Origin of the sequence: Streptomyces sp. NBC_01445, from assembly GCF_035918235.1 — a bacterium.
Lineage (GTDB): Bacteria > Actinomycetota > Actinomycetes > Streptomycetales > Streptomycetaceae > Streptomyces.
This window is the reverse complement of the sequence record NZ_CP109486.1, coordinates 609,747-627,540: the sequence shown is the minus strand read 5'-3', so window position 1 is coordinate 627,540 and position 17,794 is coordinate 609,747. Positions and strand designations below refer to the sequence as shown.

Here is a 17,794-nt window from a genome sequence, read left to right as displayed (position 1 = left end):
TCCTTCGTAACGTGGAGCGAGTAGTTCAACAGGCGGTGATGACAGGGGATTTCAGGCGATGCTCGGCAGCGAGTCGAGCAGCTCGGTGATGTGCGCGTCGATCGCGTCGCGAATGGTGCGCACGACGGCGATCGGGGCGCCTTCGGGGTCGGCGACGGGCCAGTCCAGGTAGCGACGGCCGGCCACGACGGGGCAGGCGTCGCCGCAGCCCATTGTGATCACGATGTCGGCGGCCTGGACGACCTCGTTGGTCAGCGGCTTCGGGAAGGCGGCCTCCGCGGACGGGACGCCTGCTTCGGTGAGGACCTGGGCCACCGCCGGCTCGATGGCTGCGGCGGGATGGGTGCCGGCGGACGACACCGTCACATGTCCCTGGGCGCGGTGGGCAAGCAGGGCCGCGGCCAGCTGTGAACGCCCGGCGTTGTGGCTGCAGACGAACAGCACCCGGGGCAGTCCGCTGCCCGGCGCCCCCTTGATGTGTGCCAGGGCGTCCAGGCGTTCGGCCGCCAGGCGCTCGGCCAGGACGACCAGGTGCGTGGTGACGCGGGCGGTCGCGGCCAAGCGCTCGTAGGAGTCGGTGATCACCCTCTGCACGGTCTCCGCGCAGAAGCGGCCGCGGTGCGCGGTGGCCAGGCGGGCGGCGCCTGCGGCGAGACGCCCATCGGGCAGGACGGGGGAGGGGGACACGAGAACCCCCTTCGGTGGGTCCCAGGAGATCAGCACCGACTGGTATCAGCGCCGAGTGATGTGAGAGTATCAGTCCATGCTGACTTCAGTCGACACTGATGTGATCCGGGTCCTGGGCGACCCGCTCCGCCTGAAAATCGTCACTCTGCTTGCCCAAGAGACGCTCTGTACGACGCACCTGGTGGAGGAGACCGGAGCCAAGCAGACCAACCTCTCCAACCACCTGAAGGTGCTGCGCGAAGCCGGTCTGGTGGAGACGGAGCCGTGCGGCCGCTTCACCTATTACAAGCTGTGCCCCGAGGTCCTGGCCGGCTTGTCCGAACAGTTCGCCGAGCTCGCCGCGTCGGCCCGTACCGCCGCCGAGAACAAGAGGGCCTGCTGATGAGCCGCACCGACGCGTCCCCGCAGACCGGCCAGGGTGCGGCGGCCGGCGCCGGCATCGTCGCCAAGCTCTCCACCCTCGACCGCTACCTCGCGGTGTGGATCCTCATCGCCATGGGCGTGGGCCTCGGGCTCGGGCGTCTGATCCCCGGTCTGAACGACGCCCTGGCGAAGGTCGAGATCGGCGGCGTCTCGCTGCCGATCGCGCTCGGCCTGCTCGTGATGATGTACCCGGTCCTGGCAAAGGTCCGCTACGACAAGCTCGACACGGTCACCGGCGACAAGAAGTTGATGGTGTCGTCGCTGGTCATCAACTGGATCGTCGGCCCCGCGGTGATGTTCGCCCTGGCGTGGATCTTCCTGCCGGACCTGCCCGAGTACCGCACCGGCCTGATCATCGTCGGCCTGGCCCGCTGTATCGCCATGGTCATCATCTGGAACGACCTCGCCTGCGGGGACCGCGAGGCGGCGGCCGTCCTGGTCGCCCTGAACTCGGTCTTCCAGGTCATCGCGTTCGGCCTGCTGGGCTGGTTCTACCTCGATCTGTTGCCGAAGTGGCTGGGCCTGGGCGACGGGCAGAGCCTGGACATCTCCATGTGGAAGATCGCGTTGAACGTGGTCATCTTCCTCGGCATCCCGCTGGTCGCCGGCTTCCTCACGCGCCGCGTCGGTGAGAAGAAGCTCGGCCGCGCGAAGTACGAGTCCAACTTCCTTCCGAAGATCGGCCCGTGGGCGCTGTACGGCCTGCTCTTCACGATCGTCATCCTCTTCGCCCTGCAGGGGAAGACGATCACTTCGCAGCCGGTGGATGTCGTGCGGATCGCCCTGCCGCTGCTGGTCTACTTCGCCGTCATGTTCTTCGGCACTTTCCTCCTGGGCAAGGGCCTCGGCCTGGCCTACGACCGCACCGCGACCCTCGCGTTCACGGCGTCCGGCAACAACTTCGAACTGGCCATCGCAGTCGCCATCGCCACCTTCGGCGTCACCTCCGGCCAGGCCCTGTCCGGCGTCGTCGGCCCGCTGATCGAGGTGCCCGTGCTGATCGGCCTGGTCTACGTCGCGCTCGCCTGGCGCAAGAAGTTCGACGCCCGTGCGGTGACGACGTCCTCGTGACACACACCGCGGACGTGGTGGTGATCGGCGGCGGCCAGGCAGGGCTCGCCGCCGGTTACCACCTGCGCCGCCAGGGCCTGGACTTCGTCATCCTCGACGCACAGCCCACGCCCGGCGGTGCCTGGCAGCACACCTGGGATTCGCTGCATTTGTTCTCCCCGGCGGCGTTCTCCTCGCTGCCCGGATGGCTCATGCCCGCCCAGAGCGGCGAGGAGTACCCGGCCGCCGGCCACGTCGTGGAGTACCTCAGCCAGTACGAACAGCGCTACCAGCTGCCCGTGCAACGACCGGTCCGCGTGCAGGCGGTACGCCGCGACGGCGGACCGTTGCGGGTCGAGACGGACTCGGGTGCCTGGTCGGCGCGAGCAGTTGTCTCGGCGACGGGCACCTGGTGGCGCCCGTTCCTACCGGCCCTGCCCGGTCAGGAACTCTTCTCGGGCCGACAGCTGCACACCGTGAACTACCGGCGGCCCGCGGACTTCACCGGCCAGCGGGTCGTCGTGGTCGGCGGGGGGAATTCCGGTGCGCAGATCGCCGCCGACCTAGCCACCCACCCCGGCATCGACCTGACCTGGGTCACCCAGCGCCCGCCGCGCTTCCTGGCCGACGACATCGACGGCCGTGCCCTGTTCGACGCCGCCACCGCCCGGCGCCGCGCGCTGGATGCCGGCACGAGCGACACCGGCGGGGTCGCGTCCCTCGGCGACATCGTCGCCGTTGCGCCCGTGCGCGAGGCCCGGGACGCGGGACTACTCAAGGCGTCACCGATGTTCGCCCGCCTCACGGCCGACGGCGTGGAATGGTCCGACGGCTCGCGCGCGGAGGCGGACGCGGTCATCTGGTGCACTGGCTTTCGCCCCGTGCTCTCCCACCTCGCCCCGCTGTGCCTGCGCGGGCCGCGCGGCCACATCCCAACGGTCGGGACGCGAGCCGTGGACGAGCCCCGTCTGCATCTGCTCGGATACGGCGACTGGACCGGCCCGGCCTCCGCGACCCTCGTCGGCGCCGGTCGCCCCGCCCGCGACGCGGCCCGCGAGATCAGCATGCTCCTGGCCAACGGGACGCCGTAACCTCGGGATTGAAGCCCTCGGTCAACGGTCCCTGTCGGTCAGGGTGAGCTGCGCGCGATGGAAATCGAAGTGCTGGGTCGGATAGCGGTAGAGGTCCGCGACGGTCATGACGTCACGGAAGAACGGATCCCAGCGCGTGGGATAGGGCATGGCGAGCGCGAAGTCGGCCTCCCGCTCGGCGTCGAGCCGCTGATGCAGGAAGGCGATCACGCGGTCGAAGGCGGTCCCCATGCGGCGGCGCCCCAAGACCCTCGCTCCGACCACCGGGCCCAGGTAATTCACGACGTCGAACGGCTTGGTCCCGGCGTCGAGGAGCCGGGCAAAGACCCGTCCGACGCCTCGCGGCAACCGTCCGAAGATCCGGAACAGGACCAGAAGCGGCCGCATCAGGATGTAGCCGAACAGCATGTGGAACATCAGCTGCTCGTTGGTCCACCGGGTGCCCTCGGTGCGCCGGCGCAAGTCGGCCGTACTGGCGCCGTCGAGGAGCCGGTGGAACACCGCGCGGGCCCGCTCCAGCTCCTCGTGGACCGCCTGACGATCCAGCGACGACGACGTGCCCATCACCCTCACCCGCCTTCCGAGCAAGTTGTCCGATCGGCTCAGTCCCGGGTGCCGAGCATCTGCCCCATGGCGGCGACCACCGACGGCTCCACCCGGTAGTAGACCCAGGTGCCGCGGCGCTCGGACGTGAGCAGCCCGGCGTCCTTGAGCTTCTTCAGGTGGTGGGAGACCGTCGGCTGGGAGACGCCGACATCGGAGATGTCGCACACGCAGGCTTCGCCGCCTTCGTGCGAGGCAACCAGCGAGAACAGCCGCAGCCGGACCGGGTCACCGAGCGCCTTGAACATCGCGGCCGTCCGAACCGCCTCTTCGGCAGTGAGGGGGCGCTCTGTCAGCGGCGGGCAGCACGGCGCCACAGTCTCGGCGTCCAGTACCGCCAGCTCGACAACCTTTGAATTCGACATGCGTCTATGTTGACACTCGTCGATACGAGTGGCAAGCTCCAGACATAGACAGACATCGAAACAAGGGGTTGTCGTGACCGCACTGATCCGCACCGCTCTCACCGCCGCCCGGGCCCGCCGCACGGCTCGTCACCTGGCCGGCGTCAGCTTCTGCGACAGCCGTGCGCAGGTCTGCGACAGCTCCTGCCGGGCCACGGCCCATCAGCGGCGCAACCAGATGTCCGCGCTCTCCTTCGCCCGCTGATTCGTCCCACCAACTTTGAGGAGACCGACCGTCATGAGTGAGCAGCAGCTCCCCGTCGTCGTCATCGGAGCCGGACCCGCCGGGCTTGCCGCCGCAGCCCATCTCAACGAGCGCGGTATCGGGCACCAGGTGCTGGAATCCGGTCCGGCCGCCGCGTCCGCTGTGCGCGAGTGGTCGCACGTGCGGCTGTTCTCCACCTGGGGCGAACTCGTCGATCCGGCGGCCGAGAAGCTCCTCGCGCCGACCGGCTGGACCAAGCCTGATGCTGCCACCTGTCCCACGGGAGGCGACTGGGCCGACGAGTACCTCCAGCCGCTGGCCGACGCTCTGGGCGAGCGAGTCCGCTACCAGGCCACGGTCACCGGGGTCTCCCGTGTAGGCCGTGACCGTATCGTCGACGCTGACCGTGAGAGCCAGCCGTTCGTCGTCCACTTCACCACCCCCGCAGGCGAGGAGCGTGTCTTCGCCCGCGCCGTCATCGACGCCTCCGGCACTTGGACCACACCCAGCCCCGCCGGCGCGAGCGGCCTTCCCGCCCTCGGCGAGAAGACTGCCGCCGACCGGATCACCTACCGCGTTCCCGATCTCAAGGACCCGGCCGTCCGTGCCCGCTATGCGGGCAAGCGCACCGCCGTGATCGGCTCCGGCGCTTCCGCGTTCACCGCCCTGGCCTCCCTCGCCGACCTCGCGACGGATGAGACCGGCACGCACGCGGTGTGGATCCTGCGGCGCGGCATCAGCGGCTCCACGTTCGGGGGCGGTAGCGCCGACCAGCTCCCCGCCCGCGGCGCACTCGGCCTGGCGGCGAAGGCCGCCGTGGACAACGGCTACGCGGACGCGGTCACCGGCTTCCGCACCGACTCGGTCGAGCGCGATGCGGACGGCCGGCTGATCCTCGTCGGTGAGGACGGCCGCCGCCTGGACCCGGTCGACGAGGTCATCGTCCTGACAGGCCTGCGCCCGGACCTTTCCTTCCTGTCCGAGCTGCGCCTAGGACTGGACGAGCGCCTTCAGGCCCCGGTCGAGCTGGCACCGCTGATCGACCCCAACCAGCACTCCTGCGGCACCGTCTACCCCCACGGGCACCGCGAGCTCTCCCACCCCGAGCAGGACATCTACCTGGTCGGCATGAAGTCCTACGGCCGTGCCCCCACCTTCCTGGCCATGACCGGCTACGAGCAGGTCCGCTCCGTCGTCGCCGCCATCGCCGGGGACACCGAGTCCGCAGACCGCGTCGAACTCACCCTGCCCGAGACCGGGGTGTGCGGCGGCGCCGGACTCTTCGACGACCCCACCGCACAGCAGAGCGAGAGCGGCGGCTGCTGTGCTCCCGCGCCCGCCGTTGTGCAGATCGGCGTCGGTGCTGCAGCTGCCCTCACCGTTGAGGAGTCGTCCCCGGGCGGCTGCTGCTGACTCGCTCCAGTGCCCCGGCCACCCGGCCGGAGCACCAGTCCCCGCGTCAGGAGGATTCTCATGTCCCGAGTACAGCTCGCCCTGCGCGTCCCTGACCTGAACGCCTCTATCGCCTTCTACAGCAAGCTGTTTGGCACGGAGCCGGCCAAACTCCGCGACGGATACGCCAACTTCACCATCGCCGAGCCCCCGCTAAAGCTCGTCCTGGTCCAGGGCGTCCCGGGCGAGGAGACCCGCATGGACCACCTCGGCGTCGAAGTCGAGACCACCGAAGCCGTCCACGCCGCCACCACCCGCCTCGCCGACGCGGGTCTGGCCACCGACGTCGAGAACGACACCACCTGCTGCTACGCCCTGCAGGACAAGGTGTGGGTCCACGGCCCCGGTCAGGAGCCCTGGGAGGTCTACGTCGTCAAGGCAGACGCCGAAGCAATGACCAAGCAGAACGCCGACCGGTGCTGCGCGGACCTGGCCGAGAGCGAGGCAGCCCCGGCCCAGGCCACAGGCTGCTGCCCGTGACCGACCTGGACGCCCGCTCGGCCGCGACCGGAACTGGGGACCGGTCGCGGCCGCGCACCGTGCTGCCCGCGCTGTGCGTCACCCAGATCACCAGCTGGGGCATCGTCTACTACGCCTTTCCCGTCCTCAATCCGCAGATCACGGCGACGACCGGCTGGCCCGTCGGGGCGACCACAGCTGCGTTCTCCGCCGCCCTGCTGATCTCTGCTATCGCCGGGATACGCGTCGGCCGGATCATCGACCACCGCGGCCCCCGCACCGTCATGACCGCAGGGTCCGCCCTCGGCGTCCTCTCCATCCTCATCATCGCCGCCGCCCCCAACCTGCTTGTATTCTTCACCGGTTGGGCTGTGGCCGGGTTCGCGATGGCGGGGACCTTCTATCAGCCTGCGTTCGCCGCACTCACCCGCTGGCGGGCCCCCGACCACGTCCGCGCCCTCACCATCGTCACCCTGGCCGGCGGCCTGGCCTCGACGGTCTTTGCACCTCTGACCGCGGTACTCGCCGACCACCTCACCTGGCGGGCCACCTACCTGGTTCTGGCCCTGATCCTCGCCGCGGTCACCATTCCGGCCCACGCCCTCGCCCTCAAGGCGCCGTGGCCGAAGGCGGCCTCCGCGCCTGCCCACGCCAACGGAGGGGCGGTACAAGTGGCCAGGAGCCGGCCGTTCTGGATGCTGGCCACAGCCCTCACTCTGTCTGCGTTCGCCGTGTACGCCGTCGTCGTCGCCCTCGTCCCGCTCCTGCTGGAGCGCGGTCTCACCACCGGCCAAGCAGCCTGGGCCCTTGGCCTGGGCGGCGCCGGACAGACTCTCGGCCGCACCCTCTACACCGCCCTCGCCCGCCGCACCGCAGTAACCGCCCGCACCGTGGCACTCATCGCACTTGGCGGTGCCACCACCGCCGCGCTCGCGATCGTCCCCGGTCCGTATACCCTCCTGCTCACGCTGTCCGTCGCTGCAGGGATGGTCCGCGGCAACCTCACCCTGCTGCAAGCCACCGCCATCGCCGACCGCTGGGGCACCACCCACTACGGACGCCTCTCCGGACTCCTCGCCGCCCCCGCAACGGCGGCTTCCGCTCTTGCACCGTTCGCCGGTGCGGCACTCGCCGCACCGCTGGACGGCTACCCGGCTCTGTTCGCGATGCTGGCCCTCCTCTCTGGCATCGCGGCCCTGATCGCCGCCAGGTCAACACCGACCAACGCGCACGCGGCTGATCGCTGATCGGTACGGGTGGCAGGCCTGCCAAGAGCGACATGCCCGCAGCGCAAGTCATCTTGGGCCATCAGCCGATCCGTCGAGCGGAGGGACTGACGAGATCCCTCGGCGGCTCCAGCAGGGTGAGGTGCTGAACAGTTCACTGCGCTGCTGAACTACCCACTGAACTCTTTCGTACGCTGCTGAACTCTTCATCGCTGTTCAACAGATCGGGTGGTGACTTGTGAGGGTAGGTGTCCAGGCAGGCGCGTACTGGCTCTTGTAGGCCTGCTGTGAGGTGGTCCTGGTGGTGCGGCCCAGCCCCTGAATCCGTTGCCTGGCGCGCCCCGACCCCTGAGCGGGGGCGGCGAGTTGGTCGACGAGGTCACGACCGGGCCCCCGCATACAGGCCCAACTTTCCACGGCGCGGATGACCCGGTATCGGCCTCGATGGCCCGCTCGCAGGTATGGCGCAACACGAGCTCGCCCGGCGAGACGCCGCCGTGCACCGCGACCCGCGGCATCAGCGCGTCGTCGACATGGGTGACGGTCTCCAGCTGCGTGAGCGTGCGCAGCAGCCAGCGGTCCAGGTGGCCGTCCTCGGTGGGCCGCAGCGGCACCCGGGCCAGATGCATCGGCTCGGCAGAGCCCACCGGCTGACGGCGGCGGCCGACGATCGCGCCATGGACGGCATCGCGGTACGGGTCGCTGCCCAAGGCCTCTCGTACGGCGCGCGCCGCGGCCGACACCTCCGGGTAGGCGCAGGCCCCGAGCAGGACCGGGCCGTGCCCGGGCGTATAGGCGACCTCGCAGGGCACCGGGCCGATGGACACCTGCAGTGCGCGCAGCGCCCGCGGCGTGTAGAGCGACAGCGCCCGCCAGAGAAGTTCCTGTCGGGGCATCAGGTCCATGCGGTCCAGGGCTCCCGCCCTGGTCTGCGTCGCGCCCCACACATCGGTATCAGAGTGCTCGGGGGGTGTCGTCGTTGCCCTGCCCGCTGACGGAGTGCACCACGTAGGGGCGCCCGGGTATGTGCTCGCGCAGCGCGAGGTCCGGGCGGCCCCCGCGCCGGGGCAGGGATGCGCGCACGCTCTGCCAGGCGTCGCTGACTCCTGCTCGGTGCGGCACACCCGGGACGGGGCCGCCAGCGCGGTGTCAGCGGCAGTGAGGAGTTGGCGGGCAGAGCGCAAATCCGCGTCCAACTGGGGGCCTCGGTCAAGCTGGTGGTGCGCAGCGTCCGGGGCGTGGTGATGCCGTGATCGGGTCAGTGCCCGGGCCTGCGCAGCCAGGTCGCAGCGGGCCGCGGTCGAGGAGGGATCGTTGCCCGGTACGCCCAGTTCGTGGGCGAGCTGTTCGGCCAGCGGCACGGCCTGCGGGCTGCCGGCGACGACGGTCTGAACGCGGAGCAAGCTCAGTTGTCGAACGGTGTGGCGTAGGCCGTCGTGCACCACGGTGGGTGTGAATGCGCGGTGCACCTGCGGCGCGGTGCCCGCCGGGAGGAGGCCGGGCCCGAGCTCGACGGCGATCCGCCGCCAGCCGAGCCGGGCGAACTCGGTGGCGTGGCCCGCGTCCTGGTACGGAGCGACGACGGCGGCCACCCACGGCACGTACCCCGGTGCCCGCGTCGGCGTCTCTTCCGCGGCGGCCGGTGCGACGCTCAGGTGCCGCCGCCGCGGGCCGGCCAGGCGCGGCCAGGCGAAGGGCGGATAGAGCGCCTTGAAGGGGCTGTTGTGCGCGCTCATCGCACGCACGCCGTGACGTGGCAGGCGGCCGCCGACAGCGCCGAATCCCGGGCCGGAGCGAGGCCTGCCGCACAGGGAGCAGCGTCCGTAGCAGGACCGGGCGGTGCAGTGGGGACGAGGGGCGTGGCCAGGGTGTCGGCGGCAGACATGAGCGCTGCTGCGGGCGTGTGAAGAAGACGAGACGGCGGGTGCGGGGCGGCGGACAAGCGCGGCCAGCGGCAGGCACAGGGCGGCACCGAGCAGCCCGGCGCGGGCGGTGGCGGCAGTGGCCATGTGGTTGCCGCCGTGCGCGAGGGACCAGCCGGCCACCCGGGGCGGCACGCTCACGCCCAACCTCGCGGCGTACCGCTCGGGGCTTTTGGTCAGCGGGTGCAGGGCCGGGCCCGCAGCCGGTGGCGGCAGGCTGCGAACCGGCCATCAGCACCCGCGAGCGCGCCCGGCAGGACGGACCGTCAGACGCGCGGCGAGGCCTTGTACCCGTAGCTGTAGACGCCCTTGCCGTCGTTGTTCCAGTTCAGCCGCAGCGCGCCGTCGCCCAGCCCCTTGGCCGAGCCGATCTTGTAGCGGATCGTGCCCGTCGTGAACGAGCCGTTGTAGTTGCCCGAGGAGCTGTAGTTGGCCTTGGAGGTGAAGCCGTACGTCTTGTACGTCTTGACCGGGTCAGAGCCACTGACCGACTTCTTCACGTACACGCGCAGCGAGGCGCTGTCGAAGAAGTCGGAGCCGCCGCCGCCGACAGGGCCGTCCCAGGACACGGTGGAGCGGGCGTAGACGTACGAGCCGCTGCGCGCGGCGCAGTTCGTGACGGTGAAGTCCCAGTTGTCCGCCCAGGGACCGCTGTACTGCGGGGTGTCGAAGGTCCGAGTCTGCTTAGTGCAGTGATAACTCAGCGCCGACGCCGGGGAGGCGGTGGTGACGGCCAGGCCGGTCAGTGTCACGGCGGCCAGGGTGGAGGCAAGAACGGTGTGACGCGTCCGTCGCGCGGAGGCAGTCATGGGCACCCTTTCGGGGTTGGGTCAGGGGTGCTACGACCCCGCCCAGAAGGGCCTGCCCCGTAAGGGCAGGCACATCTGGACCGGGGTGTGCGGGGTAGCTGTAACTACCCCGCCGCGCCGTAGCACGTCCGGCTGTCTGAGTTGGTGGCTGGTCGTGCATTGAGTCGGGTGACTCTGAGAGGGCCGCCCCCTGCAGGGGGCGGCCCTTTTCATGTGGTGCCAATGAAGCGGCCACGGTCGCCGGGCGATCCGCTGCAACGGTCGTCCGTATGGCCCCTGGGGTGGGAGCGCCCTCCCCGTATCGGTCTTTGGTCCTTCAACTGGCGCCTGACTGCGGGGTGCCAGGGAGGTGGTCGATCAGCTCCCCGAACGCCCTGCGGCCCCTGTTGGGATAGCGCACGCATCGCCGAGGTTCAGTTGCCCGTTCGGCGACGAGTCACATTATCACCACCGTTCACAGCATTAACAATAGAGTTCCAAGTCCATGCAAAACCAAGAAGTTCAACAATAAATCTCTAGGGCGGGGTGCGATAGTCCATGGGCACCTGACGCCTCAGCTGCAACCTGCAAGGGTCCCCGCTCGCCCTGGAACTCGCCGCTGACGTGCGGCTTTTGCCGTAACTTGAGGGAGGAGCCTCCCGCGGTGACTGCGCCAGGACTACGCCAACTCGACATAGTCACCCGCGCCTCAGATTCCCGCGAGCCACCCGAAGGTTGCCGTCACGGCGGGCGCATTGAGTGCGCGGCACTCGCTATGGTGCACGGCGGCAATCACCCGGTCTGCAAATGGTGCACGGCGGCAATGAATTACACCCGAGATTGTAATTGTGCACCACTCGAACCGGGAATTGGTGCACCGCGGACCTGGCGGCATGCAACACGCCCCTCGTAGGTTCACAGCTAAGGTAGCCGCGCCTGCCGGGTGACCAACCGGCCGTCCCGCAAAGACGAAAGCGCGCCTCTTAAGACCGACCGGCAATAGGCGCCCAGGAGGCGACGGGGGCAGCAGAACGGCCACGGTCCACGGACCTGCCATTTCGCCTGCTTGAACCCTCCAAGATGGCGGTGCAGGGTGGATCTATGACATGGACAGCACCGCCGGTCGAGCGCGCCAAGCAGCTAGGCGACCTGGGTACCGTAACTGAGCGTCAGATGTTGGAGGGTTGGCTGAGCTGGCACCGGGAAACGTTGCTGGCCAAGTGCGCCGGGCTTGAGCCGGCCCAATTGGCGCGGAGGACCGTAGAGCCGTCGAACCTCACCCTCCTTGGCTTGGTCCGGCACATGGCGGAAGTAGAGCGATGGTGGTTCCGGCGAAGCTTCGCAGGTGAGGCTATCGGCGATGTCTTCACCGGCCCGTCAGATGGCAATGAGGGACTCGACGGAGTTCACGCAGCCGATGCGGAGAGAGACTTCGGATTGTTCCAGACCGAGGTCAAAGCGTGTGACGCGGCGGCGGCCGGGCACGACCTCGACGAGACCTTCATGTCCTCTCGCGGAGATTCCCTCAGCCTGCGCTGGGTCTACGTGTTGATGATCCAGGAGTACGCCCGCCACAACGGCCACGCCGACTTCCTGCGGGAGCGGACCGACGGGGCAACGGGCGACTGAGCTTTCTCAGACCGGCCCGGCAGCAGGTGCCCAGGAGATGGGATGAGCATCAGAACGGACGCGGGCGCCCATGATCATGGAGTTCTCTGCGCTCAGTGATCACGAAGGACAGCCGTGCCCGCACTGCAACCTTGCCTGCTCGAACCCCTCTGGAACCAGTTCATGGCGCTCCTGCCCACTCGGGAGGAGTTCGCCGCGGGCCACCCGCTTGGCTGCCACCGGCGCCGTGTCCCCGACCGGACTGTGTTCGAGCACGTGATGCTCGCTTGGGTCCACGGCTCGGGCTACGAACGGGTCTCCAGCCCCGGATGCTCTGACCGGACCATCCGTCGACGCGTCAAAGAGTGGGCTGAGCAGGGGATATCCGAAGTGGTGCACGTTCTCGCCCTGGAAGCGTACGACCGGATGATCGGCCTGGAACTGTCTGAGATATCCGTGGATGGTTGCATCACCAAGGCCCCGTGTGGCGGCCAGAGTGCGGGCCGGTCCCCGGTGGACCGCGGGAAGCAGGGCCTGAAACGCTCGGTCGCCACTGATGCCCGCGGCGTCCCCCTCGGTCTGGTCGCGGCGGGAGCCAACCGCCACGACTCGCCCCTGCTCGGACCGATTCTCCACGCAGCCATGGACCAGGTCGGGCCACTGCCGGACGACGTGAACGTCAACCTCGACCGGGGCTATGACAGCAACATGTCCCGCGCTCTGCTCCGGGAGTTGTGCTTCACCGGTGAGATCGCCCGCAAGGGCATGCCCGCCCCGAACCAGGCCGGCAAGCGGTGGGTCGTGGAACGAACGCACTCGTGGATGAACAGCTACGGCAAGCTACGACGCTGCACCGAGAAGAGCAGCACCGTCGTCAAGTTCTACCTCCACCTGGCCGCAGCACCCGTCACTCTCCGCATGTTGATCCGCCACGCCACCATTCATTACCGCTGGGATCAGCGTCCCACCACACGCCGCCTCAAGTGATCCATTTGCCGGTCGGTCTAAGAGGTGTGCTTTTTGGGCGAGTTGGCGTCTCGCCCTCGCTTCGGCGGCCGGGGCGATCTGGGGCTAAGACAGCGTCCCGAAGGCCATCGACAGGCGGGTGGTCGGGTCGGGCAGCGGCGGCCGGGCGGCGCCGGGCGGGGTGGTGGCGTAGAGCGCGATCGCGAGGGGGCGGATGCCGCTCAGGCGCTGCTCGCCGGGGTCCTCGTCACTCGCGGGCCAGCCGGTGATCAAGTCCTTCTCCATCAGCGGCTCGGCCTCCTGGACCCGCCACCGCACGGTGCGCCCGCTGACATGAAGTTGAGCGCCCGCGGCGTCGGGGTCGAACTCGGTCAGCACCCAGGTGCGCAAGGTGTGCAGCAGATCTTTGGGGTCGGCGGCCAGAGGGCGCAGGAACTTGGCTGCCCAGGCGGACACTGCCTGTCCGGACAGGACGTCGTGCAGGGTGGCGGTGTGCTGGCCGGACAGGTCGGGACCGTGGGCGCCGATGATCTGCAAAGCCAGGGAGACGACAACGCGGTCGAGGGTCCGGTCCGGGCGGCAGCCGATGCCGGCAAAGGCCTTGCTGATGCGGCGGTGCAGCGTGTTGCGGTGGACGCCGATGATGCGGGCCGCCGCGGTCGTCTTGAACTCCAGGGCAACGCCGAGCGAGTGCAGGACTTCCTGTCCGCCCTGCATGGTCAGGATCGGCCGTAGGAGGTTGCTGGCCCAGGCGCGTGCGGGAGCGGCGGGCAGGATCTCGGCGAGCGCCGGCGTGCGGGTGGCGGTGACGACCATGGGCTCGGCGCGCTGTGCGGCGTGCAGAAGAGCGTCGAGAGCTTCGCCGTAGGCGGCGGCGATGTCCCGGAGCGGATGGGGCAGGCTGCCCCCGGCGGAGACCCGGCTGTTCTGGAAGCTCTCCAGGAGCTGGCGGACACGCTCGCACGAGTCCTTGCGCCCGGGTTGGACCGGCAGGACGCTGATGATGTGCTGCGGATAGGCCGGGCAGCGCACCGACAGGGCCCAACCGTCGAGGTGCTTCTCCATCTCGGCCAGGACCGTGTCCCGCGGGGCCTGCGCACAGTCGGTGATGACGATCCGGGCCTCGTCGCTGTCCAGGAGCCCGGCCTCGACTCCGGCCATCACCCGCTGCGCGTCCGTGGTGTGACCGGTCATCAGCATCTGGAACACGGCCAGGCGGATCTGCGTGAGCGCCTGCGCCTCGCCGTCTGCGTGATGCGCCCCGCTGGAGGTCAGCGTCTTCCCGAGTGCGTTCGCCGCATGGGCGATGAGATCGCGCGCGCCAGGGGTGAACGGATCGCGCTGGGCGACGGCGAGGACGCCGTCCGGCGTGGCGGCCAGCGGCTCAATGCGGGCGAAGTGCCCGCCGGGCGTGGTCTGCTGACGCCGGTCCGGGTTCTGCAGGACCAGCCCGAGCGTGACCGCAGCGGCCGGCGGCGCACAGGCGAGGATCTGCCCGCGCGCACTGATGACGACGTCGGCGTCGAACTCGGTGGCTATCAGCTCGGCGATCCGGGCGGGTACGTCGGCGGGCGCCGCGCAGAACCGGTCCAGCAGCATCCCCCGCCGCGCGGAATGCTGGCGGGCCGCCGCGACGCTGAGCTCGCCGACCTGAGCGGCCAGGCCTGACTTCCACTGCGGCAGGCCGTGACGGGAGGTCAGCAGCGGCAGTCCGTAGCGCAGCGCGGAGTGGTGCAGCGTGTGCATGGAGGCCTCGACGGGCGCATCGGTGACAACGACACCCGCAGCCCGCCCCGCGGCGAGCGTTCGAAAGAAGCGCTCGTAATCGTCCAGGAAATTACTGGAGGTGACTATCAGCGCGTTCTCGACACTTCTGCCTATCCAGTCCGACTCAGAGAGGAGCTGGACGGTATGAACTTCCCGGTCTCCGAGGCGGTCCGTATAGAGCTTCAGGCCGTATTCCGGGAGTTGCTCGAGTTGCCGGATGTCGAACATATGGGGGGGCGTGCCCTTCAATCCGCGGAGGGAGGTGCTCAGCGTGACCTTATCGTGCCCCTGCGTATTCCTCTGGGGGAGGTTCGGGGATTCCACTTCCTGGCCCCGACTCGAAAACAGCACACCCAAATGCACCGGACATTGATTAGTGAACCCGTATTTTCCGGCGATATAGGGCGTGAGGGTGGTCAGGTCCCACAGCGTGTCCACCGCGCTTTCGACGGCGGCTTCGGCGAGAGACATGGCCAGGCTCCGGGCCGGGCAGGAGTGCGCTCCTGCGGACCAGGCCAGATGACTGCGGTCGTGCGGGCCGCCCGGCCCCGGCCGGTGCGGGTCCTGGGCGGCAGCCGCGTAGCTGACCAGCACCGGCGTTCCAGCCGGGACCGGCACCCCGTGCAGGCGGGTATCCCCGCGCGAGTAGTGCGCCACCGGGCAGCGCCCGGCCCCGGACAACGTCTCGTTCATCGCCTGTCGGATGGTGCCCGAGCCGCCCACCAGCTCACTGGCGTAGGCCGGTGTGGTCAGCAGGGTGTGCAGGGTGAACGCGATCCAGGCGGTGGTGGGCGCGGCGGCGTACAGAACGACGGACAGGAGCTGTTGGAAGCTCTCGTCGTCATCGAGCGCGGCCGGATGCGCCAGCAGCATGGAGGCCAGGTCATGGCCGGGCCGACGCCGCTTCGCTGCGACCACGTCCGCGGCGAGGTCGGCGAGGTCCTCCCAGGCCTGCGCGGCGTCCGGGCCGGAGCCCCCAGGGCCAGGGCGGCGCGCTCCAGGCGTCCGGCCTGCTCGGGCGGGCAGCCGATCAGGTCAGCGAGAGTGCGGGCGACCAGTGGCTCGGCGTATTCGGACAGCAGATCCGCCTGCCCTCGCTCGGCGAACTCGGCGATCAGGCCGTGTACCTGCGTCCGGACGCGACGGCGTACGTCGTGCAGGTCGATGGTGTGTGGGTCGACGGCAGACGGGATGGGAGCTGGGGTGGACAGTGGGCTGAGGCAGCGGTGCAAGACCGCGCTTGAATCTCGGTCCAAGCATGTGCAACGGGTCCGGTTGGGGATCGAAAACCGGTTGCGCCGTGGTGAAAGATGAAGGGCGTGGTCACCAAGGAACGCGCCGTGGAACTGGTCGAGGCCCTGCTTTTGAGAGAGCAGCAGGAGTCGCCATGGATGGCACGGCTGCCCGAGGTCGCTGTCCTCGACGTGAAGGAGCACGCGCTCGGCTGGCTGGTCACCTGGCAGTCGGTTGAGTACATCCGCAGCCGCGATATCAAGAAGATGTTGGTGGGCAGCGGGCCCTATCTGGTGGACCGCCAGGATGGGAGCATTCACCATATTCCTGTCATCACATACGTCGGCGAGAGCTGGGAGGAGCTCTATCTCCAGCAGGTCAGGGGGGTCCGACCGCCCGATCCGCTGAACACGGCTGTCCGGGCACTCGTGCACTCTGACGGGACGATGGCCGCGATACGCCACCTACGGAAGCAGGCCCCCCTGTTGGGACCACAGCAGGCGAAGGCCTATGTAATGGCCGTCCGGGACGGAAACGAACCTCCGGAGGAACTGGTCAGCGTCACCCGGAAGCCGGAGAAGTGTCCTCCATTGCCCATCACGACGCTGGCGGGCCCGGCCTGGTAGCGGTCCGGCAACGGCGGGGCAGCCTTGTCAAGACCACGTGCGGCGGCTGACACCAGCGGCTGACACCAACAAGCACGAACAGCAGCGTTCGGCGCCGGACCTCAGTGGACGATCTGCCGAGGGGCAGGACCGGTTGGCCGACGTCGACGGTCCCCGGTGATCGACCTGATAAGGATGAGGCCACAGGTTCAAATCCTGTTAGCCCCACCAGCCGGGGCGTACGTTAGCCGGACCATGGACTTCTTCCGGAGATGCAGCCACCAGGGATAGCCTTCCAGTCCGTTCGAAGGCTACTGGAGGCTCTCTGTGCAGACCGCCGTCTTCCTGCTGCGGGATGCGCTGGGCCTAGGTGGAGGTCTGGTAGGCGTCTGGGAGCTGACCCGCCAGGCTTCGGGACCGGGCTGGAGGAAGCTGCGGGTCTTCGCTGCGGTGATCGCTTTGATGATCGCCGGGCTGCTCGCCGTCTAGAGATGGCCAGTCGGCGTGCCCCTCCCGTGCCCGTTCGGTCGGGAAACAGCGGGGAACAGCGGTCGCTGGCGGACAACGCTCACGAGCACGGCCCCTGACCGAGTTACCTGGTCAGGGGCCATTCACCTGCGGTGGGTGTGGGATTTGAACCCACGGTGACATCGCTGCCACGACGGTTTTCAAGATTCCTCAGGTGCTGTGGGCGACCCGCATCCGCACTTGTGCAGGGAAGCCGGGGTTATGCATGTCGATCCGCAAGGCCTTGTCCATCCGCCACCACTCGGCGCGCGCCCGCCCGGGCAATCAGTCCTCGGCCTTCGCTGGGAAGCGAACCAGGGGAACCGGCATCAGGCAGAGCGCGAAGGCCACCTGCGCCAGGACTGGGACGAAGAGGAGCGCCACGAAGTTCTGGAAGAGCAAGAACCATGTGGGCAGGAGGAGGAGCCCCGCCAGACGGATACGGAATGCCGCCCCCTTGCGCTTGTTGAGCAGCCCGAACAACAGGATTACCAGCAGCGAGGGGATGCCCACCATGAGCCCCACCCAGGCAATGGAGTCATCCCACAGGTAGTAGGCGGTGTCCTCCCAGTACGAGCGGGTGCGAGGCAGGTAGGACACAAGCTCGTGCTGGCGGGGAGCTGTCAGGGCATAGACGAGCCATGCCGCCACCCAGATCAGCAGGTAGCGACCGACGGCATCAGCGATGCACAAGCCGACACGGCCGAGTCGGTGCCAAGGAGAGGTGACCACGATGGGCATAGCGCATAGTGACACCTTTTTTGAACGCGTTCAAGGAAGTCGAGGGGTAGGCCAGGA

General features: G+C 68.9%; 18 protein-coding genes. 11 read left to right on the top strand and 7 right to left on the bottom strand.

Annotation, left to right across the window (positions count from 1 at the left end; translation table 11 throughout):
• Positions 1 to 51: 51 nt before the first annotated feature.
• Positions 52 to 687 carry an arsenate-mycothiol transferase ArsC gene (locus OG574_RS51125; protein ID WP_326779201.1) on the bottom strand — a complete coding sequence of 212 codons (636 nt, stop codon included), beginning with the start codon at positions 685 to 687 and terminating at the stop codon, positions 52 to 54.
• A 76-nt stretch (positions 688 to 763) separates the two neighbouring features.
• Here OG574_RS51125 and OG574_RS51120 point away from each other — a divergent pair, with 76 nt between their 5' ends.
• The 3 genes from OG574_RS51120 to OG574_RS51110 are packed head-to-tail and all read left to right on the top strand — an operon-like array spanning position 764 to position 3,251.
• A complete protein-coding gene (locus OG574_RS51120; protein ID WP_100595489.1) occupies positions 764 to 1,069 on the top strand; it encodes an ArsR/SmtB family transcription factor in 306 nt (101 codons plus the stop codon).
• Positions 1,069 to 2,181, top strand: coding sequence for an ACR3 family arsenite efflux transporter (arsB, locus tag OG574_RS51115; RefSeq protein ID WP_326779200.1), 1,113 nt, complete (start codon positions 1,069 to 1,071; stop codon positions 2,179 to 2,181). The genes OG574_RS51120 and arsB overlap by 1 nt, the downstream gene beginning before the upstream one ends.
• Positions 2,178 to 3,251 (top strand): ArsO family NAD(P)H-dependent flavin-containing monooxygenase, encoded by a 1,074-nt coding sequence (locus OG574_RS51110; protein WP_326779199.1) that lies wholly within the window; start codon positions 2,178 to 2,180, stop codon positions 3,249 to 3,251. Before arsB ends, OG574_RS51110 begins: the two co-directional genes overlap by 4 nt.
• Positions 3,252 to 3,272: 21 nt before the next feature.
• Here the strand turns inward: OG574_RS51110 and OG574_RS51105 are convergent, their stop codons facing one another.
• Positions 3,273 to 3,815, bottom strand: a complete 543-nt coding sequence (locus OG574_RS51105) for a DinB family protein (protein ID WP_326779198.1) — start codon at positions 3,813 to 3,815, stop codon at positions 3,273 to 3,275.
• A 38-nt stretch (positions 3,816 to 3,853) separates the two neighbouring features.
• A complete protein-coding gene (locus tag OG574_RS51100) occupies positions 3,854 to 4,219 on the bottom strand; it encodes an ArsR/SmtB family transcription factor (protein ID WP_326779197.1) in 366 nt (121 codons plus the stop codon).
• A gap of 73 nt (positions 4,220 to 4,292) precedes the next feature.
• On the opposite strand from OG574_RS51100, the gene OG574_RS51095 reads away from it, so the two are divergent.
• Genes OG574_RS51095 through OG574_RS51080 form a run of 4 tightly spaced genes read left to right on the top strand, consistent with a single transcriptional unit; the run spans position 4,293 to position 7,621 of the window.
• Positions 4,293 to 4,463: a hypothetical protein gene (locus OG574_RS51095; RefSeq protein WP_326779196.1), complete on the top strand. Its 171-nt coding sequence runs from the start codon at positions 4,293 to 4,295 to the stop codon at positions 4,461 to 4,463.
• 33 nt (positions 4,464 to 4,496) lie between these two features.
• Positions 4,497 to 5,876, top strand: coding sequence for an NAD(P)-binding domain-containing protein (locus OG574_RS51090; RefSeq protein ID WP_326779195.1), 1,380 nt, complete (start codon positions 4,497 to 4,499; stop codon positions 5,874 to 5,876).
• A gap of 60 nt (positions 5,877 to 5,936) precedes the next feature.
• A complete protein-coding gene (locus OG574_RS51085; protein WP_326779194.1) occupies positions 5,937 to 6,395 on the top strand; it encodes an ArsI/CadI family heavy metal resistance metalloenzyme in 459 nt (152 codons plus the stop codon).
• Positions 6,392 to 7,621, top strand: a complete 1,230-nt coding sequence (locus OG574_RS51080; protein WP_326779193.1) for an MFS transporter — start codon at positions 6,392 to 6,394, stop codon at positions 7,619 to 7,621. The genes OG574_RS51085 and OG574_RS51080 overlap by 4 nt, the downstream gene beginning before the upstream one ends.
• Positions 7,622 to 7,806: 185 nt before the next feature.
• On the opposite strand, the gene OG574_RS51075 is transcribed toward OG574_RS51080, so the two are convergent.
• Complete coding sequence (locus OG574_RS51075) at positions 7,807 to 9,663, bottom strand: hypothetical protein (RefSeq protein WP_326779192.1); 1,857 nt, start codon at positions 9,661 to 9,663, stop codon at positions 7,807 to 7,809.
• Positions 9,664 to 9,788: 125 nt separating this feature from the next.
• On the bottom strand, positions 9,789 to 10,274 hold the full coding sequence (locus tag OG574_RS51070) for a hypothetical protein (protein WP_326779191.1): 486 nt from the start codon (positions 10,272 to 10,274) through the stop codon (positions 9,789 to 9,791).
• A gap of 1,137 nt (positions 10,275 to 11,411) precedes the next feature.
• Between OG574_RS51070 and OG574_RS51065 the strand changes: the two genes are divergently transcribed.
• Together OG574_RS51065 and OG574_RS51060 are read left to right on the top strand one after the other, a co-directional pair.
• A complete protein-coding gene (locus OG574_RS51065; protein WP_326779190.1) occupies positions 11,412 to 11,939 on the top strand; it encodes a DinB family protein in 528 nt (175 codons plus the stop codon).
• A gap of 114 nt (positions 11,940 to 12,053) precedes the next feature.
• Positions 12,054 to 12,905 carry an IS5 family transposase gene (locus tag OG574_RS51060; protein WP_326779189.1) on the top strand — a complete coding sequence of 284 codons (852 nt, stop codon included), beginning with the start codon at positions 12,054 to 12,056 and terminating at the stop codon, positions 12,903 to 12,905.
• An 84-nt stretch (positions 12,906 to 12,989) separates the two neighbouring features.
• Here the strand turns inward: OG574_RS51060 and OG574_RS51055 are convergent, their stop codons facing one another.
• Positions 12,990 to 15,524 (bottom strand): helix-turn-helix domain-containing protein, encoded by a 2,535-nt coding sequence (locus tag OG574_RS51055; protein WP_326779188.1) that lies wholly within the window; start codon positions 15,522 to 15,524, stop codon positions 12,990 to 12,992.
• A 446-nt stretch (positions 15,525 to 15,970) separates the two neighbouring features.
• Here OG574_RS51055 and OG574_RS51050 point away from each other — a divergent pair, with 446 nt between their 5' ends.
• Together OG574_RS51050 and OG574_RS51045 are read left to right on the top strand one after the other, a co-directional pair.
• Positions 15,971 to 16,510: a YrhB domain-containing protein gene (locus OG574_RS51050; protein ID WP_326779187.1), complete on the top strand. Its 540-nt coding sequence runs from the start codon at positions 15,971 to 15,973 to the stop codon at positions 16,508 to 16,510.
• A gap of 306 nt (positions 16,511 to 16,816) precedes the next feature.
• Positions 16,817 to 16,978 (top strand): hypothetical protein, encoded by a 162-nt coding sequence (locus OG574_RS51045; RefSeq protein WP_326779186.1) that lies wholly within the window; start codon positions 16,817 to 16,819, stop codon positions 16,976 to 16,978.
• Positions 16,979 to 17,281: 303 nt separating this feature from the next.
• Here the strand turns inward: OG574_RS51045 and OG574_RS51040 are convergent, their stop codons facing one another.
• Positions 17,282 to 17,737, bottom strand: a complete 456-nt coding sequence (locus OG574_RS51040; protein WP_326779185.1) for a hypothetical protein — start codon at positions 17,735 to 17,737, stop codon at positions 17,282 to 17,284.
• Positions 17,738 to 17,794: the final 57 nt, after the last annotated feature.

Coding starts and splice junctions, on each gene's coding strand:
- OG574_RS51055 (WP_326779188.1), bottom strand. CDS start 15,524: ATGCTGCTGGCGCATCCGGCCGCGCTCGATGACGACGAGAGCTTCCAA.
- OG574_RS51040 (WP_326779185.1), bottom strand. CDS start 17,737: ATGCCCATCGTGGTCACCTCTCCTTGGCACCGACTCGGCCGTGTCGGC.
- OG574_RS51085 (WP_326779194.1), top strand. CDS start 5,937: ATGTCCCGAGTACAGCTCGCCCTGCGCGTCCCTGACCTGAACGCCTCT.
- OG574_RS51120 (WP_100595489.1), top strand. CDS start 764: ATGCTGACTTCAGTCGACACTGATGTGATCCGGGTCCTGGGCGACCCG.
- OG574_RS51090 (WP_326779195.1), top strand. CDS start 4,497: ATGAGTGAGCAGCAGCTCCCCGTCGTCGTCATCGGAGCCGGACCCGCC.
- OG574_RS51100 (WP_326779197.1), bottom strand. CDS start 4,219: ATGTCGAATTCAAAGGTTGTCGAGCTGGCGGTACTGGACGCCGAGACT.
- OG574_RS51105 (WP_326779198.1), bottom strand. CDS start 3,815: ATGGGCACGTCGTCGTCGCTGGATCGTCAGGCGGTCCACGAGGAGCTG.
- OG574_RS51065 (WP_326779190.1), top strand. CDS start 11,412: ATGACATGGACAGCACCGCCGGTCGAGCGCGCCAAGCAGCTAGGCGAC.
- arsB (WP_326779200.1), top strand. CDS start 1,069: ATGAGCCGCACCGACGCGTCCCCGCAGACCGGCCAGGGTGCGGCGGCC.